At 70.8% G+C, this 22,604-nt stretch carries 22 protein-coding genes and 1 tRNA gene; 12 read left to right on the forward strand and 11 right to left on the reverse strand.

All coding sequences use genetic code 11. The features are described from left to right. Positions 1 to 20: 20 nt before the first annotated feature. Positions 21 to 1,754 (reverse strand): condensation domain-containing protein, encoded by a 1,734-nt coding sequence (locus BM362_RS40995; protein ID WP_093576814.1) that lies wholly within the window; start codon positions 1,752 to 1,754, stop codon positions 21 to 23. A gap of 222 nt (positions 1,755 to 1,976) precedes the next feature. Here BM362_RS40995 and BM362_RS41000 point away from each other — a divergent pair, with 222 nt between their 5' ends. Next, positions 1,977 to 2,354, forward strand: a complete 378-nt coding sequence (locus BM362_RS41000) for a VOC family protein (RefSeq protein ID WP_093576815.1) — start codon at positions 1,977 to 1,979, stop codon at positions 2,352 to 2,354. A gap of 38 nt (positions 2,355 to 2,392) precedes the next feature. Here the strand turns inward: BM362_RS41000 and BM362_RS41005 are convergent, their stop codons facing one another. Together BM362_RS41005 and BM362_RS41010 are read right to left on the reverse strand one after the other, a co-directional pair. Further along, positions 2,393 to 3,190, reverse strand: a complete 798-nt coding sequence (locus tag BM362_RS41005) for a class I SAM-dependent methyltransferase (protein WP_093576816.1) — start codon at positions 3,188 to 3,190, stop codon at positions 2,393 to 2,395. Beyond that, positions 3,184 to 3,954: a glycosyltransferase family 32 protein gene (locus BM362_RS41010; RefSeq protein ID WP_167545631.1), complete on the reverse strand. Its 771-nt coding sequence runs from the start codon at positions 3,952 to 3,954 to the stop codon at positions 3,184 to 3,186. The genes BM362_RS41005 and BM362_RS41010 overlap by 7 nt, the downstream gene beginning before the upstream one ends. Between BM362_RS41010 and BM362_RS47985 the strand changes: the two genes are divergently transcribed. Together BM362_RS47985 and BM362_RS49690 are read left to right on the forward strand one after the other, a co-directional pair. Further along, positions 3,944 to 4,375 (forward strand): DUF5990 family protein, encoded by a 432-nt coding sequence (locus tag BM362_RS47985; protein ID WP_067587127.1) that lies wholly within the window; start codon positions 3,944 to 3,946, stop codon positions 4,373 to 4,375. The two genes, BM362_RS41010 and BM362_RS47985, sit on opposite strands and share 11 nt — an antisense overlap. Positions 4,376 to 4,702: 327 nt before the next feature. Then, positions 4,703 to 4,939, forward strand: coding sequence for a tyrosine-type recombinase/integrase (locus BM362_RS49690; RefSeq protein WP_280142774.1), 237 nt, complete (start codon positions 4,703 to 4,705; stop codon positions 4,937 to 4,939). 364 nt (positions 4,940 to 5,303) lie between these two features. On the opposite strand, the gene BM362_RS41025 is transcribed toward BM362_RS49690, so the two are convergent. From BM362_RS41025 to BM362_RS41035, 3 genes are all read right to left on the reverse strand, one after another. Then, positions 5,304 to 5,377, reverse strand: a tRNA-Pro gene (locus BM362_RS41025). 231 nt (positions 5,378 to 5,608) lie between these two features. Continuing rightward, positions 5,609 to 6,379: an enoyl-CoA hydratase/isomerase family protein gene (locus BM362_RS41030; protein ID WP_093576819.1), complete on the reverse strand. Its 771-nt coding sequence runs from the start codon at positions 6,377 to 6,379 to the stop codon at positions 5,609 to 5,611. After that, a complete protein-coding gene (locus BM362_RS41035; protein ID WP_093576820.1) occupies positions 6,376 to 7,266 on the reverse strand; it encodes a PaaX family transcriptional regulator in 891 nt (296 codons plus the stop codon). Before BM362_RS41035 ends, BM362_RS41030 begins: the two co-directional genes overlap by 4 nt. 121 nt (positions 7,267 to 7,387) lie before the next feature. On the opposite strand from BM362_RS41035, the gene BM362_RS41040 reads away from it, so the two are divergent. Then, positions 7,388 to 9,025 (forward strand): ABC-F family ATP-binding cassette domain-containing protein, encoded by a 1,638-nt coding sequence (locus tag BM362_RS41040; RefSeq protein ID WP_093576821.1) that lies wholly within the window; start codon positions 7,388 to 7,390, stop codon positions 9,023 to 9,025. Positions 9,026 to 9,038: 13 nt separating this feature from the next. Here the strand turns inward: BM362_RS41040 and BM362_RS41045 are convergent, their stop codons facing one another. Next, positions 9,039 to 9,902 (reverse strand): NAD(P)H-binding protein, encoded by an 864-nt coding sequence (locus BM362_RS41045; RefSeq protein ID WP_093576822.1) that lies wholly within the window; start codon positions 9,900 to 9,902, stop codon positions 9,039 to 9,041. A 102-nt stretch (positions 9,903 to 10,004) separates the two neighbouring features. Further along, positions 10,005 to 10,952 (reverse strand): methionyl-tRNA formyltransferase, encoded by a 948-nt coding sequence (locus tag BM362_RS41050; protein ID WP_067587174.1) that lies wholly within the window; start codon positions 10,950 to 10,952, stop codon positions 10,005 to 10,007. A gap of 140 nt (positions 10,953 to 11,092) precedes the next feature. Between BM362_RS41050 and BM362_RS41055 the strand changes: the two genes are divergently transcribed. Further along, entirely contained in the window at positions 11,093 to 12,430 is a 1,338-nt protein-coding gene (locus tag BM362_RS41055; RefSeq protein ID WP_067587177.1) for a lysine N(6)-hydroxylase/L-ornithine N(5)-oxygenase family protein, read from the forward strand. Positions 12,431 to 12,450: 20 nt separating this feature from the next. Continuing rightward, positions 12,451 to 12,660, forward strand: coding sequence for an MbtH family protein (locus BM362_RS41060; RefSeq protein WP_067587180.1), 210 nt, complete (start codon positions 12,451 to 12,453; stop codon positions 12,658 to 12,660). Between the two features lie 36 nt (positions 12,661 to 12,696). Here BM362_RS41060 and BM362_RS41065 read toward each other — a convergent pair whose 3' ends face one another. The 3 genes from BM362_RS41065 to BM362_RS41075 form a co-directional block, all read right to left on the reverse strand. Then, positions 12,697 to 14,460 carry an ABC transporter ATP-binding protein gene (locus tag BM362_RS41065; RefSeq protein WP_067587183.1) on the reverse strand — a complete coding sequence of 588 codons (1,764 nt, stop codon included), beginning with the start codon at positions 14,458 to 14,460 and terminating at the stop codon, positions 12,697 to 12,699. Then, positions 14,457 to 16,133 carry an ABC transporter ATP-binding protein gene (locus BM362_RS41070; protein WP_067587760.1) on the reverse strand — a complete coding sequence of 559 codons (1,677 nt, stop codon included), beginning with the start codon at positions 16,131 to 16,133 and terminating at the stop codon, positions 14,457 to 14,459. The genes BM362_RS41065 and BM362_RS41070 overlap by 4 nt, the downstream gene beginning before the upstream one ends. 107 nt (positions 16,134 to 16,240) lie before the next feature. Continuing rightward, entirely contained in the window at positions 16,241 to 17,131 is an 891-nt protein-coding gene (locus tag BM362_RS41075) for a DMT family protein (RefSeq protein WP_067587186.1), read from the reverse strand. A 43-nt stretch (positions 17,132 to 17,174) separates the two neighbouring features. Between BM362_RS41075 and BM362_RS41080 the strand changes: the two genes are divergently transcribed. The 6 genes from BM362_RS41080 (at position 17,175) to BM362_RS41110 (ending at position 22,604) form a co-directional block, all read left to right on the forward strand. Next, positions 17,175 to 17,675: a DinB family protein gene (locus BM362_RS41080; protein WP_093576823.1), complete on the forward strand. Its 501-nt coding sequence runs from the start codon at positions 17,175 to 17,177 to the stop codon at positions 17,673 to 17,675. Between the two features lie 15 nt (positions 17,676 to 17,690). Further along, positions 17,691 to 18,401, forward strand: a complete 711-nt coding sequence (locus tag BM362_RS41085; protein WP_093576824.1) for an MBL fold metallo-hydrolase — start codon at positions 17,691 to 17,693, stop codon at positions 18,399 to 18,401. Between the two features lie 520 nt (positions 18,402 to 18,921). Next, on the forward strand, positions 18,922 to 19,737 hold the full coding sequence (locus tag BM362_RS41095; protein ID WP_093576825.1) for an ABC transporter permease: 816 nt from the start codon (positions 18,922 to 18,924) through the stop codon (positions 19,735 to 19,737). Then, the gene (locus BM362_RS41100) at positions 19,722 to 20,426 is read left to right on the forward strand and encodes an ABC transporter ATP-binding protein (protein WP_067587195.1); all 705 of its coding nucleotides are present in this window, start codon (positions 19,722 to 19,724) and stop codon (positions 20,424 to 20,426) included. The genes BM362_RS41095 and BM362_RS41100 overlap by 16 nt, the downstream gene beginning before the upstream one ends. Beyond that, positions 20,413 to 21,423 (forward strand): ABC transporter substrate-binding protein, encoded by a 1,011-nt coding sequence (locus BM362_RS41105; RefSeq protein WP_167545632.1) that lies wholly within the window; start codon positions 20,413 to 20,415, stop codon positions 21,421 to 21,423. The genes BM362_RS41100 and BM362_RS41105 overlap by 14 nt, the downstream gene beginning before the upstream one ends. Then, positions 21,420 to 22,604, forward strand: a complete 1,185-nt coding sequence (locus BM362_RS41110) for an LLM class flavin-dependent oxidoreductase (RefSeq protein ID WP_093576826.1) — start codon at positions 21,420 to 21,422, stop codon at positions 22,602 to 22,604. The genes BM362_RS41105 and BM362_RS41110 overlap by 4 nt, the downstream gene beginning before the upstream one ends.

Here is a 22,604-nt window from a genome sequence, read left to right on the forward strand (position 1 = left end):
CGCGGTTTCCGGACGGCAGCTCACCGGCTTTCGCGTTCGACGGCCGCAGCGATCCCGTCGACGGTACGAGCGGTGGCGATCGCGTAGAGGCCGATCTCCACACCGAAACGCCGCTGAACACGCGAGGCGAGGCGAGCCGCGTCCATCGACGTCCCGCCGAGCCGGAAGAAATTGTCGTCGCCCGCGACGTTCCGCGCACCGAGCACTTCTCCGACCAGCTCGGCGACCCCGGCGGCGGTCGAAGGCGCCGGTTTCCCGGCAGGCTCGGGCCGGGCCGGGGCGTGCGTCCGCCATCGCGCCGGTCTCTCGAAGGCGAGTTCCGAGATCCGGGCCTCCGGTCTCGCGACAGCGTCCCGCAGCAGCGCGACCAGCAACTGTTCGACCAGCGGCAGCGACGCGGGCGCGAACAGCACGTCGTCCAACTGGAGGCGGATCGGCAGCTCTCCGTGCCCGGAGTCGAAGACCTCAAGCCAGAGATCGGCTTCCGAGCGACCGGCCGAGGCACCCGGTTCCGGCTCGGGCAGGGCGGCCGGGGCCAGCCCGGGCAGCGGGGTCTTCGCGCGGGGAACGTTGTGCACGGAAAGCCCGAACTGCCGAAGCGGACTCGGCTCGCGGTTGCGCGCCGGGTCCAGCAGGGCGACGACTTCGGCGAACGGCAGCTTCGCGGCGTCGAACGCGTCGAGCGCCGAATCTCGTGCCGCGGCGAGCAGTTCCCGGAAAGTGGGATCCCCGGGGGCGCTGAGCCGCAGCACCAGGCATTCGGTCAGCAGGCCGACCGTCCGCTCGGTCTCGCTCCCGTGCCGTCCGGCCGAAACCGAGACCACGGCGAAGTCGGCGGCCCCGCTCCAGCGGCTGATCAGCGCGTGCAGCCCGGCCAGCAGCGTGCCGAACAGCGTGACCGCTTCCGCCGCGCCGAGCCGGCGCAGACCGGTGCTGAGTTCGTGGTCGAGCACGGATTCCCGGGAGTGGGAGCCGAGGTTGGGCAGTGCCCGCCGCGGCCGGTCGGAGGGCAGGTCGACCGGGCGGACTCCGCCCAGCCGGTCCCGGCAGCGCTCGCGCAGCGCGGACATCCTGGCCGGAGTGAGCCGCCGCCGTTGCCGCCGGCCGAGTTCCGCGGGCTGCCCGAGCGGGGGCTGCAGCCGGTGCGGCCTGCCCGCACAAGCGGAGCTGTAGGCCGAAGACAGTTCCTCGAGCAGCACCGCGATCGACCAGAGATCGGCCGAGAGATGGTGGACGCTCAGCAGGATCACGTGGTCTTCGGGCGCCAGCCGGAGCACACCGGCCCGGAACGGCGAACCGGATTCGAGGGCGAAGGGCCGGGCCCGCTCCTGCGCGACGACCGCGGCGAGCGGGGGAGCGCCGGGCCCGGCGAGGTCGAGGATCCGGATCCTCGCGGGCGTGTACGGATCGACCACCTGGCCCGGGGCGCCGTCCCGCAACGGAAACCGGGTGCGGAGGCTTTCGTGGCGGCTCGCCGCCACGCCGACCGCGGCGTCCAGCGCCGGGATGTTCAGCGGTCCGCGCACCCGCGCCACAACCGGTTCGTCGTCGGCGACGGACGCGGGGAACAGCCGGTCGACCAGCCACATGCGTTCCTGGTCGAACGACAGCGGCAGGGGCCCGTCGCGGTCCGCCGTTTCGCGCGTTTCGCGGTCGGCCGGTCGCCGGGAGAACAGCCGCCGGGAGAACAGCCGCCGGAGAATATTCCGCTTTTCCCCGGGGCCGCCGCGCCGCCCGGCCGGAATCCGAACCACATTTCCTCCCGGACGGAACGTCGGAGCGCGGCTTTTCCCGGCCGACGGCTAGGGGCGAAGTGTCGAGAGGCTGAAATTGCCGGTGGCCGTCTTTCAGCCTAGCTGTTCGCGGGCGTTACGCGAAGGGGCGAATCGGGCCGCGCGCATTCGCCAGTCCCGGCTCGGGCGGTAGGGTGGGCCGCGACGAAGAACGACGACCGCCTCGGGTTGGAGATGGCTGAAATGGCTCTGTTGACCGCGATTCCGTGTCTTCCGGTCGCCGACATCAAGCAGGCCGCCGATTTCTACGCCGAGAAGTTCGGTTTCGCCGCCGGCTACGTGGGCGACGACTACGGCGTCGTGGAGCGCGACGGGGTGGAGATCCACTTCTGGCCGGCGAACCAGCCGGGCACGGCCGGCGCGGAACCGCATCTCGCGGGCTCCGGCTCGTGCCGCGTCCGGGTGTCGGACGTGAAGGCGCTTTACGAAGAGCTGCGCGTGCTCGACGTCGTGCACCCCAACGGGGCACTGGACGCCCATCCGTGGGGCCCGGAATTCACCGTGCTCGACCGGGACCACAACGCACTCACCTTCTACCAGGCCGCCGGAACCGAAAGCTGATCCGGACGGGCGCTCGCGTCCGGAATCCGGCGCCGCCTTCAGCGGCGCTTCGTCAGGCTGAGGCAGGCGACCGTGATCGGAGGGGGGAACGGCACCAGGCCCTGCCCGGTCGCCAGGCATCCCAGCCGGTACAGCAGCGGATGCCGCCACGGCAGCAGCCGCCGGTCGAGCTTGGCGGCGTAGGACGTGGTCAGCCGGTCCGGGAGGGCGAGGTCGGCGGCCACGTCCGCGCCGTCGTCGTCGGAGAACCCGGCCGCCAGCACCGAAAGGACCTGGACGGCCTCGTCGACCAGCGGCGGGTCCGGCGGCAGATCGGCGGTGAGGATCAGCCGCCCGCCGGGCCTGAGCACCCGGTGGAATTCGGCCACGATCTCCTCCTGCCGGTCCGTGTGCTCGAGCACGGAAACGCAGCAGACCACGTCGAAACTGCCGGATTCGTAGGGGAGTTCGTGCAGATCCGCGACGGTGAACCGGATCGGGCCGTCGACGGCGTCGAACACCGAGGCGAGCGAGGCGTCCTGGTCGCAGCACCACACGTCCGCGTCCGGCGCGGTCTCGGCGATGAGGAACGGAAGGAAGGTCACCCCGGAGCCCGCGTCGAGGACTCGGGCGGGCCGGTCGGGCATCCGGCTCACCACGAACGGGTATTCCCATTGCCTGCTCCACTGGTGCAGCGGATCGGGAACCCATTTCCGGCGGTACGGCCGGAGCGCGGTCCAGTGCCGGGCGAGGAACCGGTCCGAGTACCGCTCGACGACGGCGAAAGCCTCCGACCGCAGCAGGCGCTCGTAGCCGGCGACGGCGGGGATCCCGGCGGGCAACGGCGGAATCAGCACTTCTTGCCCTCCTTGCCGGAAAACCGGGCGCGCAGCGTCTGCGCGTGGCGGACCGTCCAGGCGGCGGCCCGGTTCATCACGCGCAGCCGCAGCGGCACGCCTCGCATGCCCTTGTGGTGGATGGCGTACATGTCCTCGTGCCCGGGCAGCGGTTTGCGGTCGCGGCCGACCTGGTACCGCGCGTCCCCTTCCAGCACGTGCCCGGGGACGACCAGCGCGGTGCCGTCGTCCCGGCAGCCGAGGCGGACGACGCAGTCCTCCAGCATCTCGGAGCCGGTGCTGCGGCTGACGTAGTACATCTGGGTCCAGTCGAGCAGCCTGCCGGGGCGCGGCGGCGGGCGCTCGCGGCGCCGCCGCATCGCGGCGAACACCTCCGGCCACAACGGATGCCCCGGCACGCTGCCCATGATGGCGTTGCCGATGCAGTTGCGGTCGCAGAAGATCAGCTGGTGGTCGCCGAGCAGCGTGTCCAGCGGCCGGACGAACTCGATGTCCATGTCCACGTAGAAGCCGCCGAACCGGTGCAGCAGGAAGTAGCGGATCGCGTCGCACCGCTGGATGCGGAACCGGTACGCGTCGAAGACCGGGAGGAACGCCGGGTAGTGCTCGCGCAGCAGGCCCCTGGCCGATCTTTCGGTCCAGAACCGGTGGCACCAGTCCGGGTGGCTGGCGAGCACTCCTTTCCGGTATTCCCGGTAGCTGCTCGGCGCTGCGGCCTCGTCGGGGAAATACAACTGGTGGATGATGCGCGGGATGGGTTTCACCGACACCTCTTTCACCGATTCCGGGGATATGCCGATGGTGCGAATCACCTTGACCGTGGACGGGCTCGACGACCGGGACGGCCAGCTCGAATACGGCCTGCAGGACCGGGCCGGCGCGCTCGAGCCCGGCACCGCGCTCGCGGACGGCGCGGTGCGCTACACCACCGAGGTCGGCACCCGGCCCCGCCCCGACGGCACCGTGTCCTACTCCGGGGACCACGTCCACGGCCCGGCCCGGGAACGGTTCCTCTACCTCAGCTTCCGGCCGCCGGGCGGAACCGAATGGACCCGGCGGCTCAAGGTGCCGCTGCCCGAAAGACTCGGCGAGTCGGTGGTCGAACTCGTCGGCCGGGTCACCGACCTGGGCACGACCCGGGGCCGGTTCCACGACGACGGCTGGACGCGGCGCGAGGGGGAGTGAGCCGCCCGGACGGCAGCGCGCGCCGGGAAAACCGCCCGGGGCCGCCTCAGAAGAGGCGCGTCCGCGCGTGATCCCGGACCGGCCCCACGGCCGCGAGAGGAAAACGCCTTCGGGAAACAGCTTGACGACCAGTTCGCGCACGAGCGGATTCCCACCCTCCGCGGGGCAGCGAGTGCGATGCGTGATCCCTCACGGTGCCGGATCTCCTCCGCGAAGGTCAACTCATCCGGCTCGAAGTGACCGAACGGCGCAACGCCCGCCGACCCGTATCGCGGCCGCCGCATCTCGACTGCGGTCCTCCGCGACGCGACGCATTGAGACGTCGTCGTGACGAAGCTCGGCTCCGAGCACCCGCGCCACCACGATCTGCGGCACACGGGGCTGACCTGGATGGCTGATGCGCTCGTACCTCTTCACCACTTGCGGAAGACCGCGGGCCACGGCTCGTTGTCGACGACGCAGAGATATCTCCACCCGAACCTGAGCGCGATCACCGGCGCCGGCGAGTTGCTCGCCCAGCACCTCAGGTCGCCGAAACGCGCGCATTTGTGCGCAGTAAGGTAATTCGGTGAAATCTGTCGGAGTATCCTGTCACAAATGCGTTGCGCTTTCGGCCGTGTGAGAGGAATGGTTGTCGAACGTCGTTTTTCGCCAAACGCGGACTTTCTTCAGTCCTCCTTCTGCGGTTGACCAATCCGCCGACGGCCTGATTCCTGCGGCCGGGCGTCATCGCGGGTTGGATCGCCATGTCCGGCAGCCGCTGATGCCGACTGTGCGGACGTCGGCGGTGTCAGGGCGGCAAGCGCGCCATGCTTGGTCAAGTTCCCGGGGGCCGAGTCTGGCGAGCCACTTGGCAAGATCAACACCGCAACGCAAAAAAGCCGCCCGACCTGGGCTTTCACCCAAGCCAAGCGGCTCGTTCGTCCGGTCGGGCTGACAGGATTCGAACCTGCGACCCCTTGACCCCCAGTCAAGTGCGCTACCAAACTGCGCCACAGCCCGGACTCCGCACCCCCGAGGAACCCCTCGTGAAGTGCGATGTGACTACTCTAGCGGGTCCCCCAACCGGCCCTGCAACGAGGTCTCTTTTACCTCCTGACCTGCGCAAACACAGCAACCCGACACTCCCGCCGGGAAGCGGTGAAGACCCCGCCAAGATCAACGGCACGCGATCGCCGGCATACGAAACCAGCCCTGGTCCCACACCGGACCAGGGCTGGGCAGCGATTCCCGTCAGCGACCGGTGAACCGAGCCTTCCCCGGCCCCTCGGCCAGGAACGACTTCACCGCACCCCGCAAGTCCTCCGTGTTGTACAGCTCCGCCGCAATAGCCGTCACATGCGCGTTCGCCTCCGGCACTCCGCCATGCTCGAAGTGCGCCAAGATCCGCTTCGTCGCGGCGTGCGCCCGCGTCGGGCCGTCGGCGAGCTGGCGGGTGAATTCCCGGGCCGCCTCGTCGAAACCCTCGTCCGGCAGTACCCGGTTGACGACGTTCCACCGTTCCAGCGTGGCCGCGTCGAAAGGGGAGCCGGTGAAGACGAACTCCTTCGCGCGGGCCACTCCAGCCCGGGCGGCGAGGCGTTGGGTGCCGCCCATGGTGGGGGTCAGGCCGACGACCTTTTCGACCAGGCCGAACTTCGCGCCGGAGGAAGCCAGGAGAAGATCGCAGGCCATCGCGACCTCGAAAGCCCACGTCAGGCACAGGCCGTGCGCGGCGAACACCGTCGGGAACGGCAGTGCGGCAAGGCGATCCGGGACGCTGAGCAGCTCGTCGAAGAGCACCTTGGCTTCGGCCGCGGAAGACTGTGCGTCGAAGAGTGCGACATCGACACCGCCGCTCACGACGCGGCCCTCGGCACGGATCAGGAGGGCTCGGGCGGGGGTTTCCTCCAGCGAGCCGATCGCGTCGAGAAGCGCGTCCTGGAGCGGCTTCGTGTACAGGTTGAGAGGCGGCTCGTCGATGGTGAGCACGGCGAGCCCGCCGTCGCGTTCCAGCCTCGTCATGCTTGGTCCTCGTTCGCGGTGAGGTGGTCCCAGTACGCCTGCGCGGCCGGCCGCCATTCCACGTGTTTGCGGTGGAACAGTTCGGCCGCCTTGGCTCCGCTCCAGCTCGCGGGCAGCAGCTCCGCGGGCAGTTGCGGGTCGAGGAACGGGAAACGCCGCCACTCGTGCACCAGCTCGGTCTGCGCGCGCAGGATCGCCTGCTCGTCCGACGGCGACACGCCGGTGAACCGGTCGATGAAGTCCTCGTACCGGTCGGTCAGCTCGGACAGGTCCCACGACCGCGCGACCATGCTCTCCTGGTCGCCGATCGCGCCGTACTGCGCGGTGAAGGACATCGCCTGCGCTTCGAGGCCCAGTTCGGCGACGATCTTCTGCGCCTCGGGCTCGCGGCTCGGATCGGGGCTCACCCAGACGCCCGCGACCGGCGAACCGAAACCGGCCCAGGTGAGCCGGGTGCGGAGGCGGTGGCGCAGGTCGCGTTTCGCCTCCGGCACCGAGACGATCAGCATCAGCCAGCGGTTCTTCCAGGCGTGCGCGTCGCGGCCGAAGGCGTATATGCGCTCGGCGCCCTCGGTGAGCAGCCGCCGCCCCGGCGGGGTCAGCGACCACCGGACGCGGCGGCCGATGCGCTCCGACACCAGCCAGCCCTCGCCCGCGGACCGGGCCAGCGCCTGGCGCGCGGACTTCTCCTCGATGTCGAGCATGCCGAGGGATTCGACCAGCATCGACGTCCACACCGGACGGTCGCGGGGCAGCACGTACTCGCCCAGCACGGTCATCAGCAGCGACCGCGCGCTCGCGTGGCTCACCTCGCGCCGTCTGCTGACGGTCGGCCGGGGAGCCCGCTGCTTCCCCTGTCCGAACGGGACCGGGGCGGGTTCCGCCATCGCTTTTCACCGACCTCACTGCTCAAGTTGGACCCGGCAACCCGCCCAGAGTACCCACTCGGAGTGACTGAGCCGACACGCGGCACGCGGCGCGCGGGGTCCCCGTAAACTCGGCTCCGATATGAGCGCCACACTCGTCGCGAAGGACCTGGCCGCTGGCCACGGTGACCGCGTTCTCTTCTCCGGTCTCGATCTCGTCGTCGCCCCGGGCGAGGTGATCGGACTGGTCGGCGTCAACGGCGCCGGGAAGTCCACCTTGCTCCGCACGCTGGCCGGGCTGGCCCGCCCGGAATCCGGGGAGGTCCGGCTGAACCCGCCGACCGCCACCGTCGGGCACCTGCCCCAGGAACCGGAGCGGCGCGAGGGGGAATCGGTGCGCGCCTTCCTCGCGCGACGCACCGGAGTCGCGGCGGCGCAAACCGCGCTCGACGCGGCGACGGATGCCCTTGCCGCGGGCGCGGGCGGCGCCGACGACGCATACGGCGCCGCGCTGGACCGCTGGCTCGCGCTCGGCGGCGCCGACCTGGACGACCGGGCCGGCGAGGTCGCCGCGGACCTCGGGCTGGCCGTCGACCTCGACCAGCCGATGGTCTCGCTGTCGGGCGGGCAGGCCGCGCGCGCCGGGCTGGCGTCGCTGCTGCTCAGCCGCTACGACATCTTCCTGCTCGACGAGCCGACGAACGACCTCGACCTCGACGGGCTCGCCCGGCTGGAGCGGTTCGTCGCCGGGCTGCGCGCGGGCACCGTGCTGGTGAGCCACGACCGCGAGTTCCTGGCCCGCACGGTCGGCCGCGTGGTGGAACTGGACCTGGCGCAGCAGCAGGTGAACACCTACGGCGGCGGGTACGAGTCCTATCTGGAGGAACGAGCCCTCGCGCGGCGGCACGCGCGCGAGGGCTACGACGAATATGCCAATACCCGTGCGGCGCTGGAGGCCCGGGCGGGCATGCAGCGCGCGTGGATGGAGAAGGGCGTCAAGAACGCGCGCCGCAAGGCGGCCGACAACGACAAGATCGGCCGCAAGTTCCGCAGCGAGGCCACCGAGAAACAAGCGTCGAAGGCGCGCCAGACGGACCGGATGATCGAACGGCTAGAGGTCGTCGAGGAGCCCCGCAAGGAGTGGGAGCTGCGGATGGAGATCGCGGCGGCTCCGCGTGCGGGCGCGGTGGTCGCGACGCTGCGGGGCGCGGTCGTGCGGCGCGGCGAGTTCACGCTCGGACCGGTGGACCTGCAGATCGACTGGGCGGACAAGGTCGCCATCACCGGCGCGAACGGCGCGGGCAAGTCCACGCTGCTGGCGGCGTTGCTCGGCCGGTTGCCGCTGGCCGAGGGCAACGCCGCGCTCGGCCCCGGCGTGGTGGTCGGCGAGGTCGACCAGGCCCGCAGGCTGTTCCTCGGCGACCTCCCGCTGGCGGACGCGTTCGCGCGGGAGGTCCCGGCGCTCGCCGACGCGGAAGTCCGTACCCTGCTGGCGAAATTCGGGCTCAAGGCCGCGCACGTGCTGCGCCCGGCGGCGACACTGTCGCCCGGCGAGCGCACCCGCGCGGCACTGGCGCTGCTGCAGGCGCGCGGGGTGAACCTGCTGGTGCTGGACGAGCCGACCAACCACCTTGACCTGCCCGCGATCGAACAGCTTGAGTCCGCTTTGGACAGTTACCCGGGCACGCTGTTGCTGGTGACGCACGACCGCCGGATGCTGGACGCGGTTTCGGTGACGCGCAGGCTGGAAGTCGGCGGGGGCAAGGTTTTCGAGCGCTAGGACGGAACCGCGGTCACTTCGGTGAGCCCGCGGACCACGCCCCGGTCGCCGCTGCCCGCTTGGCGTAGTCGGCGAAATCCCTTGGCTCGCGCCCGATCGCGCGTTGGACGCCGTCGCTGAGGAAGCCGGTTTTCCCTCGGTGCAGCCATTCGAACGGGCCTGCTTGCATTTCCGCCGCTGCCCGGTCGTAGCCGCGGCCGATCAGGCGGCGCACGTACTCCGGTATCTCCACCGGCATCTGCCTGATCTCCCGGCCGGTCGCCCTCGCGATCTCGGCCACCGCCTCGGGGAACGTCAGCGGCCTCGGACCGGAGAGTTCGTAGCTCTGCTCCTGGTGCCCGTCTTCGGTGAGGGCGGCGACGGCGACCGCGGCGATGTCGGTGGCGTCGACGAACGGCACTGTGCCGTCGCCGACCGGGATCGCGACTTCGCCGTCGCGCAGTTCGGACAGTTTCGGGTCTTCCTCGAAGGTCTGCGCGAACCAGCACGGGCGCACGATCGTCCATTCCGCGCCGCTCTCGCCGGCCGCGCGCTCGCCGTCGAGCACCGCCTGCGCCCAGGGGCCGTACGGGGTTTTCAGCAGGTAGTCCTCGCCGTCGTCGCCGCGGCCGGACAATGCCACGATCCGCCGGACTCCCGACCGCACCGCCAGTTCCGTGAACTCCGCCGGATCCGCCGTGCCGACCGCGCCCCACACGTTGAGGTACAGCGTGTCCGCCCCGGCGAGAGCGGGCTGCCAGGTGGACCGGTCCGCCCAGTCGAAGCGAACCGGGCTGGACCGGGAGACGGGCCGCACCGCGTGCCCCAGCTCCCGCAAGCGGGCCACCACGTGCCGGCCGACCTTCCCGGTCGCGCCCATCACCAGAACAGCGCTCATGCCGACAGGTTAGCGGTGCGAGATAGGTAAGGCTAGCCTAAGTCTGAGTCCAGCTTCGGACCCGGCTCGCCGCGGAGCCGGGTCCGGCACCGAGAGTGCTGGCTACGGACGGTCGGTGAGATATCCGCCCATGGTCGTGAAGTACTCAGCCGCCGGCAGTTCCCGGTCGTCAGCCGTGCGGACGCGTTCGATTCGGAGCCCCGGCGACTGGCCGCGCCGTGCATCCCGGCCGGCGACGATCACCACGCCCTCGCCTTCGCGGATGAAGATGCGGCCTGGAGTTCCGCCGTAGTGACCGTCCGAAACCGAGGCGCGCACGATGCGCAGCCGCTCGCCGCGGTGGTAGGCGAAGGCGTTGGGGTACGGGTCGGATTGGGCGCGCACCAGGCGGTCCAGTTCCTCGGCGGACCAGGACCAGTCGATGAGGCTGTCGCGCGGGGCGCGTTTGTGGAAGAAGCTCGCCTTCGTCCGGTCCTGCGCGATCGGGACCACGGTGCCGGATTCGATGAGGCCCAGGGCCTCGGTCACGAGCGGTTCGATGAGATCCACGGTGCGGTGGAACAGATCCGTGGCGGTGTCGCGGGGGCCGACCGCGACCGCGCGCTGGGCGACGATGTCGCCCGCGTCGAGTTCGTCGTTCATCATGTGCGCGGTGACGCCGACTTCCGGCTCGCCGTTGATCAGCGCCCAGATGATGGGAGAGAAGCCGGCGTAGGCGGGCAGCAGCGAGTCGTGCACGTTGAGCGTGCCGTGGCGCGGCAGGGCGAAGATCTCCGGCGGCAGCCAGGTGCGCCAGTTGTTCGCGACGATCAGGTCGAGGTCCGCCGCCTTCAGCTCGGCGAGCAGTTCGGCGTCGTCCGGGCGGGTGCGCAGCAGGGTGCGGATCCCGTGCTCCTCGGCCAGTTCGGCGACCGAATCGCTCCAGATCCGTTCGTAGGCGTGGTCGCTCGGCGGGTGAGTGACCACCAGCCGCACGTCCTGGCCTGCGTCGAGGAGGGCCTTCAGGGTGCGGTGTCCCCAGGTCTGGTAGCCGAACATGGCCACGCGCATCGGCGGTGCACCTTTCGTGGTCGGGACGAACATCACCCGGAAGACAGTACTAGCTGAGGCTTGCCTAAGTTAGGTTAGGGTTTCTTGAGCATTGGTCAGTCGAGAACGGTGATGCGGCAGTGCCGCGCTAGGGGACTTTCATGTCACGAGCAGGGGCCGAGGACAGCCAGGTGCCGGTGTACGACGTGGTCGGGGTCGGGTTCGGGCCGTCCAACCTCGCGCTCGCGATCGCCCTCGCCGAGCACAACGCGGGCTCGGGGGAGACGGTCACGGCGCACTTCCTGGAGCGCCAGTCCCGTTTCGGCTGGCATCGCGGGATGCTGATCGACACCGCGACCATGCAGGTGTCGTTCCTCAAGGACCTGGTGACGATGCGGAATCCGGCGAGCGCGTTCACCTTCCTGAACTACCTGCACGAGAAGGGGCGGCTGGTCGATTTCATCAACCACAAGACCCTGTTCCCGCTGCGCGTCGAGTTCCACGACTACTTCGAATGGGCCGCGGCGAAGGTCGACGACCTGGTGTCCTACGGCAGCGAAGTCGTTTCGGTCGAACCGGTCCGCGACGGCGACGAGATCGCGTTCTTCGACGTGCGCGTCGCGGTGGACGGCGAGATCACCGAGCTGCGGGCCCGGAATCTGGTGCTGGGCACCGGATTGCGCGCGAAGCTGCCGGAGGGGGTCGTGGCCGGAGACCGGATCTGGCACAACAGCGAGCTGCTGCACCGCGTCGAGTCGTTGCGCGGTACGGACGCGCGGCGGTTCGTAGTGATCGGCGCCGGTCAGAGTGCGGCCGAAGTCGCCGCTTTGCTGCACGACGAATTCCCGCGCGCGGAAGTGTGCGCGGTGTTCGCGCGCTACGGCTACAGCCCCGCCGACGACAGTGCGTTCGCCAACCGGATTTTCGACCCGGAGGGGGTCGATTCCTTCTACGCGGCAAGCGAACCGGTCAAGGAACGCCTGATGGGCTATCACGGCGCGACGAATTACTCCGCGGTCGATCTCGACCTCATCGACGAGCTGTACCGGCGGCGCTACCAGGAGAAGGTGCTCGGCGTGGAACGGCTGCGGCTGTTCAACGTCTCGCGTCCGGTCGAGGTGGCCGACCAGGGCACGCACGTGCGCGCGACTGTCGAATCGCTGGCGACCGGCGAACGTTCGGTGCTCGACGCCGACGCGGTCGTCTACGCGACCGGCTACCTGCCCGCAGACCCGACGCCGCTGCTCGGCGGACTGGCCGGCCGATGCCGCCGGGACGAGCAGGGCAGGCTGAAGGTCGAACGCGACTACCGGATCACGACCGACCCGGCCGTGCGCGGCGGGCTCTACTTGCAGGGCGGCACCGAGCACACGCACGGGATCACGTCGTCGCTGCTGTCGAACACCGCGGTGCGGGTCGGCGAGATCCTGCAGTCCATTGTGGACCGGCGGGCGGCCGGATCCGATCCGGTGGAGTACGCGGTCAGCGGGATCCGCTGAAGCGGGGGAAGGTCTGGGCCATGACGAATCCGTTCGAAAACCCCGACGGCGTTTACCGGGTCCTCGTGAACGACGAGGGCCAGCACAGCCTGTGGCCGGACTTCGCGGCCGTGCCGGACGGGTGGCGGACCGCCTTCGGGCCGGCCGCGCGGCAGGCCTGCCTGGACCACATCGAGCGGACCTGGACCGATCTGCGCCCGCTTTCTCTTCTCGCGCCTGACGAATCCTGACCTCGGTGAGGGGAACCCTGGGAATCAGGGTTCCCCTCACCAGCGGTGGCCGCGCAGCCCGGACCAGGCGGTCCAGAGCGTGGCGTACCGGCCGCCGGCCGCGACCAGTTCGTCGTGCGTCCCGGATTCCACGACCACCCCGGAGTCCAAGACCACAATGCGGTCCGAAGCGGCCGCTTGCGTCAACCGGTGCGCCACGATCAGGCCGGTCCGGCCTTCGAGCGCGGCCGCCGCGGCGGATTCGAGCGTTTTCGCCCCCGCGCTGCCTGCCTCGGCCGTGGCCTCGTCGAGGATCGCGACCGGCGGATCGGCGAGCACCAACCGAACGAGCGCCAGCTGCTGAGCCTGCGTGACGGTGAGCCGATGCCCGCCCTCGCCGACGACCGTCGCGAGCCCGTCCGGCAACGCCTCAACCCACTCGGCCGCGCCGACCTTGGCCAGCGCGGCGTGGAGATCCTCATCGCCGGCCTCGGGGGCGGCCAGCCGGAGATCGTCGGCCAGCGATCCGCTGAAGACGTGCACTTCCTGGCTGATCAACGCGACCGCGCGCCGGGTGGCGGCCGGGCCGAGCTGGTCGAGCGGCACGCCGCCGATCGACACCGTGCCGCTGGTGGCCTGATGGATCCCGGCGATCAGCTTGGCCAGCGTCGTCTTCCCGGCCCCGCTCGCCCCGACCATCGCGACGCGCTCGCCCGGCGCGACCTCGAGGTCGACCTCGCGCAGCACCGGATGATCGTCCACATAGGAGTGTCCGATGCCTGCTGCCTTCACCGAGGCGTCGACCGGAGGGCCCACGCGGGTCGGCTCGGCCGGTGAAGGCAGATCCGTGACGCCGATGAGCCGGGACAGGCTCGCGGTCGCCGCCTGCGCGTCGTCGACCAGCGCGAGGGCGGTGTTGATCGGCCCGAAGAGGCTGTGGAAGTACAACGCGGCCGCCGTCGCGACGCCGACCGTCGCGAGATTCGCGCCCACCAGGAGAAAACCGGCCGCCAGTACCGCGGAAAGGCCGACGAACTCGGCGAGATTCAGCCGCCCGTAGAACCGGGTGGCGAGGCGAACCCCGCGCAATGCCAGCTCAACCGCGCCGTTGGACCGTTCGCGGACCCGGTCGACGTGCGCGTCCGCGAGCCGGAACGCGCGGACGGTCTTGGCGCCGCCGATGGTGTCGAGAAGTTGTTGCTGCTGCGCTCCGACGGCGGCTCGCTGGGCGGCGTACAGCGGGGTGGCGCGGCGGACGTACCAGCGGACAGTGTGCAGCTGGATCGGGACCGCCAGCAGGGCCGCGACGAGGAAACGCCAGTCGAGGATCGCCATCGCGACCAGCGTCAGCACGATCGTCAGCACCGAACGGGCCAGCGCGGGCAGCGCTTGCCGGACCGCGTCGGCGACGACCGAGACGTCGTTGGTGACCCGGGTGGTCAAGTCGCCGGAACCGGCCTTCTCGACCTGCTCCAGCGGCAGGCCGAGAGCGCGGTCGATGAATCGTTCGCGCAGGTCGGCGAGCATGGTTTCGCCGAGCCGGGCGAGCATCGAGACGCCGATCGCGGTGGTGATCGCGGACGTCGCGGCGACCAGGACCAGTCCGGCGACGGGCCAGCCGAGCGCGGCCGCGGACTGGCGGGTGGCGACAAGGTCGACGACGCGGCCAAGCAGGGGAGCGGTGAGCAGCCCGATCGCGGTCGCGCCGACGACGAAGGCGAAGGACCCGATCGCGCGGCCTTTCGCTTGCCGCAGCAGGTCGAGCAGGACCGAACGGATGCGCGGTCCGGCGGCGACGGGGAGGAGTTCGCGTTCGGTCACGAGAGCACCGCCGCTCGGTAGGCCGCCTCGGCGCGGACGAGTTCGGCGTGGCTGCCTTCGGCGACGACCCGGCCGTCTTCGATCAGCACGACCCGGTCGGTCACGGTGAGCAGCGCCGGGCTGGTGGTGACCACGATCGTCGTGCGGTTGCGCCGGAGTTCCGCGACTCCGGCGGCGATGCGGGCTTCGGTGACGGTGTCGACAGCGGTGGTCGGGTCGTGCAGCACGAGGACCGGAGTCTCGGTGGCGAGGGCGCGGGCGAGCGCGACCCGTTGCCGTTGTCCGCCGGACAGTGATCGCCCGCGTTCGGTGACGGCGGTGGCGGTGCCGGACGGGAGCGTCGCGGCGACCTCGTCGGCGGCTGAGGCGGTGAGCACCCCGTCGGGGACGGCGGGCATTCCGCCGCGGACGTTCTCTTCCACGGTGCCCTCGAACAGGTCTGTGTCGTGCGCGGCGACGAGGACGACGTCGCGGACTCGGTCGGGATCCACAGTGGACAGATTCACGGCGTCGACGCGGACGGCACCGGAGCGCGGATCGGCGAACCGGCCCAGGCAATCGAGGAGATCGGTAGCCGTGGCGGGGTCGGCGGTGACGACGCCGAGCAGCTCGCCGGGCGGGACGACGAGGTCGAGTTCGCGGAGTTTTCCATGCGATACCGCGGAAAGCTCCACCCCGCCGGCAGCCGGCGCGGGCAGCTCTCCGGTTCCTTCGGGGACGGCCGGCGGTGCGCTGAGCACCGCGGCGACCCGGCCGGCGGAGGCGCGGCCCTGGGCGAGCTGGCCGTTGACCCAGGCGAAGATGGTGAACGGCGTCTGCAGGAACTGCGCCAGCCCGACCGCGGCGACGAGGTCGCCGACGGAGATCTCGCCGTTCGCGGCCAGCGAGCCGCCGACGAGCGCGACGATCGCGATGAAGATCCCGGTGAGCGCGAGCAGAGCGCCGTTGTGCCACGCCTGCGCCCGAGCCGCGCGGATGGTCGCTCGCAGGGAATCCCGGCTGGTGCGCCGATACCGCGCGGTCGCCGCCGGTTCCGCGCCGATGCCCTTCAGCACTCGCAGCCCGCTGACGAGGTCGGCCGCGACACCCGAGGCGTGCGCGGCGCGTTCCTGTTCCACCTCGCTGCGCTTCTCCAGCGGTTTGCCGATGAGGTGGGCGAGGAACAGCAGCGGCGGGGTGCCGAGGAGGACTAGCAGCCCGAGCGGCACCGACATCCGGAGCAGCACGACCGCGCTCACGACCAGCCCGGCGAGCGCGGCGACGCCGAACGGGAGCACCGCGTTGATCATCCCGACCCGGCGGGCGTCCGAGGTCCCGACGCTCACCAATTCCCCGGCGAGCGCACCGTTCTCCACGCCGCCGCGAGGATGCAGGACGCGCCGGCTGACCGCGAGCCGGATCTCGTGCGCGGCCCGCTCGGACGCGCGTTCGGCGGCCCGCGCGCCGAAGCGGTAGCTGGAGGAGAGCACGAGGAAGACGACCGCCAGCACGGCCAGCCAGCCGAGGAGGGTGAGCACCGAGCTGTCGGCGACGGCCCGGTCCAGCACGACGCCGATCACTACCGGGACAAGCGCCTCGCCGCCCTGGTGTCCCGCAGCGAGGACAGCCCCGGCGACGACGGATTTCCGTTGTCCGGCGATGGCACTGCGCAGGACGTCCCGGCCGGTGGTCATCGGCGCCTCCGTTCGTGCGGACGCGGCCGGTCCGGTCGCCGGTTTCTCCTTTTCGTCCACTAGAGAAGGCTAGCCTAACCTTTTGGCGAGACGGTGCCGGGGAAGAGCTACCGGCGGGCGTCGCGTCCCGCGGGTTCCGCTTCCGGCGGTTGCTCTCCGGCCGAGGCGACTGCCGGTTCGGGTTCGCCGAAGCGAGCGAGTGCGAGGGCGGCGGCCACAGCGAGGACGAACCCGATCAGTGCGACGGCAGCGAACCCAGGCCGCGTCCGGTCGCCCAGCAGCAGGACGCCGATCAGCGACGGCATGACCGTTTCGCCGAGGACCATCATCGCGGTGGCGGTGGTGACGCTGCCGCGTTGGAGTGCGGTGGCGAAGAACAGCATGGCCAGCGCGCCCGCGACGGCGACCACGTACAGCGCGGGGTCGCGCAGCAGGTCCAGCGGCGCGAGGCTCGGGATGACCCGGCCCGCCACCGCGACCAGTCCGAAGCACAGCCCGGCGACCAGCCCGAGCCCGGCGGTGCGGACGCGATCGCCCGCGCGTCCGGCGAGAAGCCCGGCGACGCCCAGGACAACGGCGGCACCGGCCAGCGTGAGCCGGAAACCGAGGCCGACCTCGCTGGAACCCTCGCTTTCCGCCGACGAGCCGAGCAGCGCGAGTCCGGCGACCACGACGCCCACGGCGGTCCATTCCCGCACCCCGAGCCGGACGCCGAACACCCGCACCGCGACGGCCGTCACCGCGAGGCTCGCGGCTTGCGTGGCCTGCACGAGAAACAGCGGCAGGACGTGCAGAGCGGCGATCTGCGCGACGAAGCCGACGCCGTCGAGCAGCAGTCCGACGACGAACTTCCACTGCTTCAGCACCCGGAGCAGCAAGCGCGGGTCGACCCCGGCACCGCCCTCGTCGGGCGCTGCTTTCGCGGCCACTGCCTGCAGCACCGAAGCGACGCCGTAGGCCACCGCGGACAGCAGCGCGCACAGAAATCCCCACACCATGCGGCCGAGACTATTCCTCTCCGGCACCAGTAGGGTCGGGGCCATGGCGGAGAGCGAACGCGTCTGGCCGGATCCGCTCGACGGCGACGAGATGACCGTGCAGACGCGGTTCCTCGACTTCCTCCGGGCGACCGCGGTGCAGAAGATCACCGGCCTGACCCGGGAGCAGGCGGCCGCGACACCGCTGCCGAGTTCGCCGCGGACCAGCGCGCTGGGCGTGCTCAAGCACCTGACCGCGGTCGAGCGGTGGTGGCTGGTGATCGAGGCGGGCGGCTCCGCCGAGCCTTCGCTGTGGCCGGGCTCGCCGGACCCGAGCTGGGACCTGACGCCGGAAGACGACGTCGCGTCGGTGGTCGCGGCTTATCGCGCCGAGCGGGAACGGGCGGCTTCGGCGCTGGCCGGGCTCACCCCGGAGGACCGCACTCGCCGGTCGGGGGAGTTCACCGTCCGCTGGGTGCTGGCGCACGTCGTGCAGGAGACCGCGCGGCACACCGGGCACCTCGACGCGCTCCGGGAACTGGCCGACGGCTCCGTGGGGGAGTGACGTTACGCTGCGGGCATGGCAGACCAGCTCTACTTCCGCCAACTGCTCGCCGGCCGCGATTTCGCCGTCGGGGACCCGGTCGCGACCCAGATGGTGAACTTCGCTTACCTGATCGGGGACCGGGAATCGGGCGAGGCGGTGCTGGTCGACCCGGCGTACGCGGTCGGCGACCTGGTGGAGACGCTGGAAGCCGACGGGATGCGGCTGACCGGCGTGCTCGCGACGCATCACCACCCCGACCACGTCGGCGGCGACATGATGGGCTTCTCGCTGCCCGGGATCGCGGAACTGCTCGCGCTGCGGCCGGTGCCGATCCACGTCAACGCGCGGGAAAGCGAATGGGTGCGCCGGGTGACCGGCGTGTCGGACACCGACCTGCGCGCGCACGAGCACGACGACGTCGTGACGGTCGGCTCGATCGACATCCGGCTGCTCCACACGCCCGGGCACACGCCGGGCAGCCAGTGTTTCCTGGTCGGCGACCGGCTGGTCTCCGGGGACACGCTGTTCCTGGAGGGCTGCGGCCGGACCGACTTCCCCGGCGGCGACGCGGACGCCATTTTCCGCAGCCTGCAATGGCTGGCGACGCTGCCGGGCGATCCCGTGGTGTATCCGGGACACCAGTACTCGCCAGAGTCTTCGGCGTCGTTGTCGCGGGTGAAGAGTTCGAATTTCGTGTTCCGGCCCCGGTCGCTCGAGGAATGGCGGATGATGTTCGGCGGCTGAGCCGGGTTTCGGTCCGGGCCGCCGCCGATTCGGCTCGGTGCGCATCGCCGGAGGACGGCGGGTCCGGCCGGTTGATTGTGCGTTCGCCGCGGCGGCGGTGCGGCAGGTTGCCCGCGGGCTGCGGCGGGGTGCGCGCCGCGGGTTCGGGTTCGGGGCGAAGAGCGCTTGCTGTGCGCGGGAAAAGAACATAGTGATCTTGTACCGCACGGCACCGACAATTTCGTGACGATCGAGCGCCGGTGGTCGGCAGCGGACCGGGAAACCCGTCCCGCATCCCGGGCATCCGGGTGCCCGCCCGAGGAACAAACCCCGTACACCGCCGCACGGATTCCAGTGCGTGAGAGCCGTCCGGCACGACATTGACTTCACCCGTCCGGGGATCGAAGCTCGGGGACATGAAGCGCGGCGTCCTCCTCGTGTGCCGCCTGCACGTCGACCTCCGGCAGCAGGCGAGCGCGGTCTGTCTGTCCCGCCGCTGAATTCCGTTTCCTGAACCGAAAACCCCACCCGGGAGAAATCCGTGTCGATTTCCACCACGGGCGTGCTGCCGCGCGCCGAAACGGCCGCGCCGAAACGCGCGCCGCGGCGGCGGCTGCCGTCGCCGCGCCGCTGGATCAGCCCGGTCGCGCTGGTCGCGGCGTGGCAGATCGCCAGCTCGACCGGCGCGTTGCCGCCCGACAAGCTCAGCTCGCCCTGGACTGTCCTGCAAGCCGGTGCCGACGTCGCCCGCAGCGGCGAACTCGGCAGCGCTTTCGTGGTTTCGCTGGGCCGCGTCGGCGCGGGATTCGCGCTCGGGGCGCTCGCCGGCCTAGTACTCGGGGCCGTCGCGGGGTTGTCGCGCTGGGGCGAGGCGCTGGTCGATCCGCCGGTGCAGATGCTGCGGACCTTGCCCTTCCTCGGGCTGATCCCGTTGTTCATCCTGTGGTTCGGGATCGGCGAAGAGACCAAGATCTTCCTGGTCGCGTTGGGCGTGGCGTTTCCGCTGTATTTGAATGTCCACTCGGGAATCCGCACCGCCGATCCGCAGCTCGTGGAAGCCGCGCGGGCGCTGGGATTCACCCGCGCCGAACGGCTGTGGCACGTCGTCCTGCCGGGTGCCTTGCCGCCGGCGCTGGTCGGGCTGCGGCAGTCGCTCGGGGTCGCGTGGCTGGCGCTGATCGTGGGCGAGACGGTCAACGCGGACGCCGGGATCGGTTATCTCATCAACAATGCCCGCGAGTTCCTGCGCACCGACGTCGTGGTGGTCGGGCTCGTGGTCTACGCCGTGCTGGGCCTCGTCACCGACGCGCTCGTCCGGCTGCTCGAAAGGAGGGCCCTGCGATGGCGAGCCCAGTAGTCGAAGTCCGTGACCTCACGAAGAAATTCGGGAACCGTACTGTCCTCGCCGGACTCGACCTGGACATCGCCCGCGGCGAATTCGTCGCGTTGCTCGGGCGGAGCGGATCCGGGAAGTCGACGCTGCTGAAGGTGCTGGCCGGGCTGGACCAGGAGATCGAGGGCACAGCCAGCGTCGACGGGACGGTTTCCGTCGCGTTCCAGCAGCCGCGGTTGCTGCCGTGGCGCAAGGTCTGGCACAACATCGTGCTCGGCCTGCGTCAGGACAACGACCGCGCGGTCGCGGAGAAAGCGCTGGCCGAGGTGCGGCTGGCCGAGCATGCCGGCAAGTGGCCGCTCACGCTGTCCGGCGGTGAGGCGCAACGGGTTTCGCTCGCCAGGGCATTGGTCCGCGAGCCGGATCTGCTGCTCCTGGACGAACCGTTCGGCGCGCTCGACGCGTTGACCCGGCTGGCGATGCACCGGCTGGTCGAGGATCTGTGGCGCAAGCATGAGCCCGCCGTGCTGCTGGTGACTCACGACGTCGACGAAGCTCTGGTGCTCGCCGACCGGATCCTCGTCCTCGGCGAGGGGCACATCGTCGCCGAACACGTTCTCGGCCAGCCGCGTCCGCGGAAGGCCGCCGACAATGCCGAGGTACGCAGCCGCGTCCTGGCTGATCTGGGAGTGACCGAAGGTGCACCTGCGTAACGTCCTGGCCGCAGCGCTTCTGCTGACCGGGCTCGCCGCTTGCTCGTCGTCCGCTTCGGACGGTCGCGCGCCGGTTCCCGCCGTGGTTTCGCCTGCGGAGCTGAAGAAGGTCACGCTGCGTGTCGGTGATCAGAAGGGCGGGGTGAAATCCCTGCTCACCGCGGCGAATCAGCTGAACGGCGCGCCGTACCGGATCGAATGGTCCACGTTCACTTCCGGGCCGCCCTTGCTGGAGGCGGCTTCGGCGGGGGCGATCGACGTCGGCCGGGTCGGCAATACGCCGCCGATTTTCGCGGCGGCGTCGAAGGCGAAGATCTCCGTGGTGAGTGTGGCGAAGAGCAATGTGGAGCGGGAAACCATTCTGGTGCCGCCGGATTCGCCGCTGCCGGACGTCGCGTCCCTGCGCGGCAAGACGGTCGGAGTCGCGAAGGGGAGTTCGGCGCACGGGCAGCTGCTCAACACGCTGAAGAAGGCTGGTCTCTCCACAAAGGACATCAAGATCGCGTTCCTGCAACCGTCCGAGGCGTTCGCCGCGTTCACCCAGCATCAGATCGACGCGTGGGCGATCTGGGACCCGTACACCGCGCAGGCCCAGATCGACGCCCACGCCCGGGTGCTCGCCGACGGCCGCGGCGCGTCCAACGGGCTCGCCTTCGAGACCGCCAGCACGACCGCGCTGGCCGACCCGGGCAAGAACTCGGCGATCAGGGATTTCGTGCAGCGCGTGGTGAAAGCCCAGCTCTGGTCCAACTCGCATACCGACGAATGGGCGCGCGCGTGGGCGGCCGAAACCGGGTTGAAGCCGGAGGTGGCGAAGAAGGCCGTCTCCGCCGGACGGGACCGGCCGATTCCGCTGGACGATGCCGTCGTCGCGTCCGAGCAACAGCTCTCCGACGCGTTCGCGAACGAGGGCACGCTGCCCGGGAAGGTCGACTTCGCGGCGTTCGTCGACCGCCGTTACGGGCCCGACATCGAGGCCGCGAGGAGGAACGGATGAGCCTGAAACTGCACTGGTTCCTGCCGACCGCCGGGGACGGCCGGACGATCGTGGAACGCTTCCACGCCAACAAATCCCAGGGCCCGAGCGCGCAGCGGCCCGCGGATCTGGACTATCTCGCGCAGGTCGCCCGCGCGGCCGAGCGGCTGGGCTTCGAGGGCGTGCTGACGCCGACCGGCACCTGGTGCGAGGACGCCTGGCTGACCACCGCCGCGCTGATCCGCGAGACGAGCAGGCTGAAGTTCCTGGTCGCGTTCCGGCCGGGCGTCATCTCGCCGACGCTCGCCGCGCAGATGGCCGGCACGTTCCAGCGGCTGTCCGGGGGCCGGGTCCTGCTGAACATCGTGACCGGCGGCGACGCGATCGAACAGCGTCGTTTCGGCGACTGGCACGACCACGACGCCCGTTACGCCCGGACCGACGAGTTCTTGTCCGTCGTGCGCGGGGTGTGGTCGGGCAAACCGTTCGACTTCGCGGGCGACCACCTGCGGGTCGAAGGCGCCACGACGCTCGCCGCGCCGGATCCGGTGCCGCCGCTGTACTTCGGCGGTTCCTCGGCGGCGGCGCTCCCGGTCGCCGCCCGGCACGCCGACGTCTACCTGACCTGGGGCGAACCGCCCGCGCAGGTCGCGGAGAAGATCGGCAAGGTGCGGGAACTGGCGGAGAAGGAAGGACGCGCGGTCCGGTTCGGGGTCCGGCTGCACACGATCGCGCGCGACACGTCGGCGGAGGCTTGGGCGGAGGCGCAGAAGCTGCTCGATGCGTTGGGCCCGGAGCAGATCGCCAAGGCGCAGTCGCAGCTGGCGGCGAGCGAGTCGGTGGGGCAGCAGCGGATGGTCGCGCTGCACGGCGGCCGAGCCGCGACGACGGCGCGGGATCTGGAGATCCATCCGCGTCTGTGGGCTGGGATCGGCCTGGTCCGCGGGGGCGCGGGGACGGCGCTGGTGGGCAGTTACGCGGAGATCGCGGACTTGATCGAGGAGTACCACGAGGCCGGGGTCTCGGAGTTCGTGCTGTCCGGGTATCCGCATTTGGAGGAGGCGTACTGGTTCGGGGAGGGAGTGCGGCCGGAGCTGGCGCGGCGCGGGTTGCTGGACGAGGGGGCGGCGGCGGAGCGGACGGTGCCGGGGGTGCGGGCGGAGCCGGCGGTGCAGGGGGAGCGGGCGGTGGCTGCTCAGTAG

The sequence above is a fragment of the Amycolatopsis rubida genome (genome assembly GCF_900115345.1).
GTDB lineage: Bacteria > Actinomycetota > Actinomycetes > Mycobacteriales > Pseudonocardiaceae > Amycolatopsis > Amycolatopsis rubida.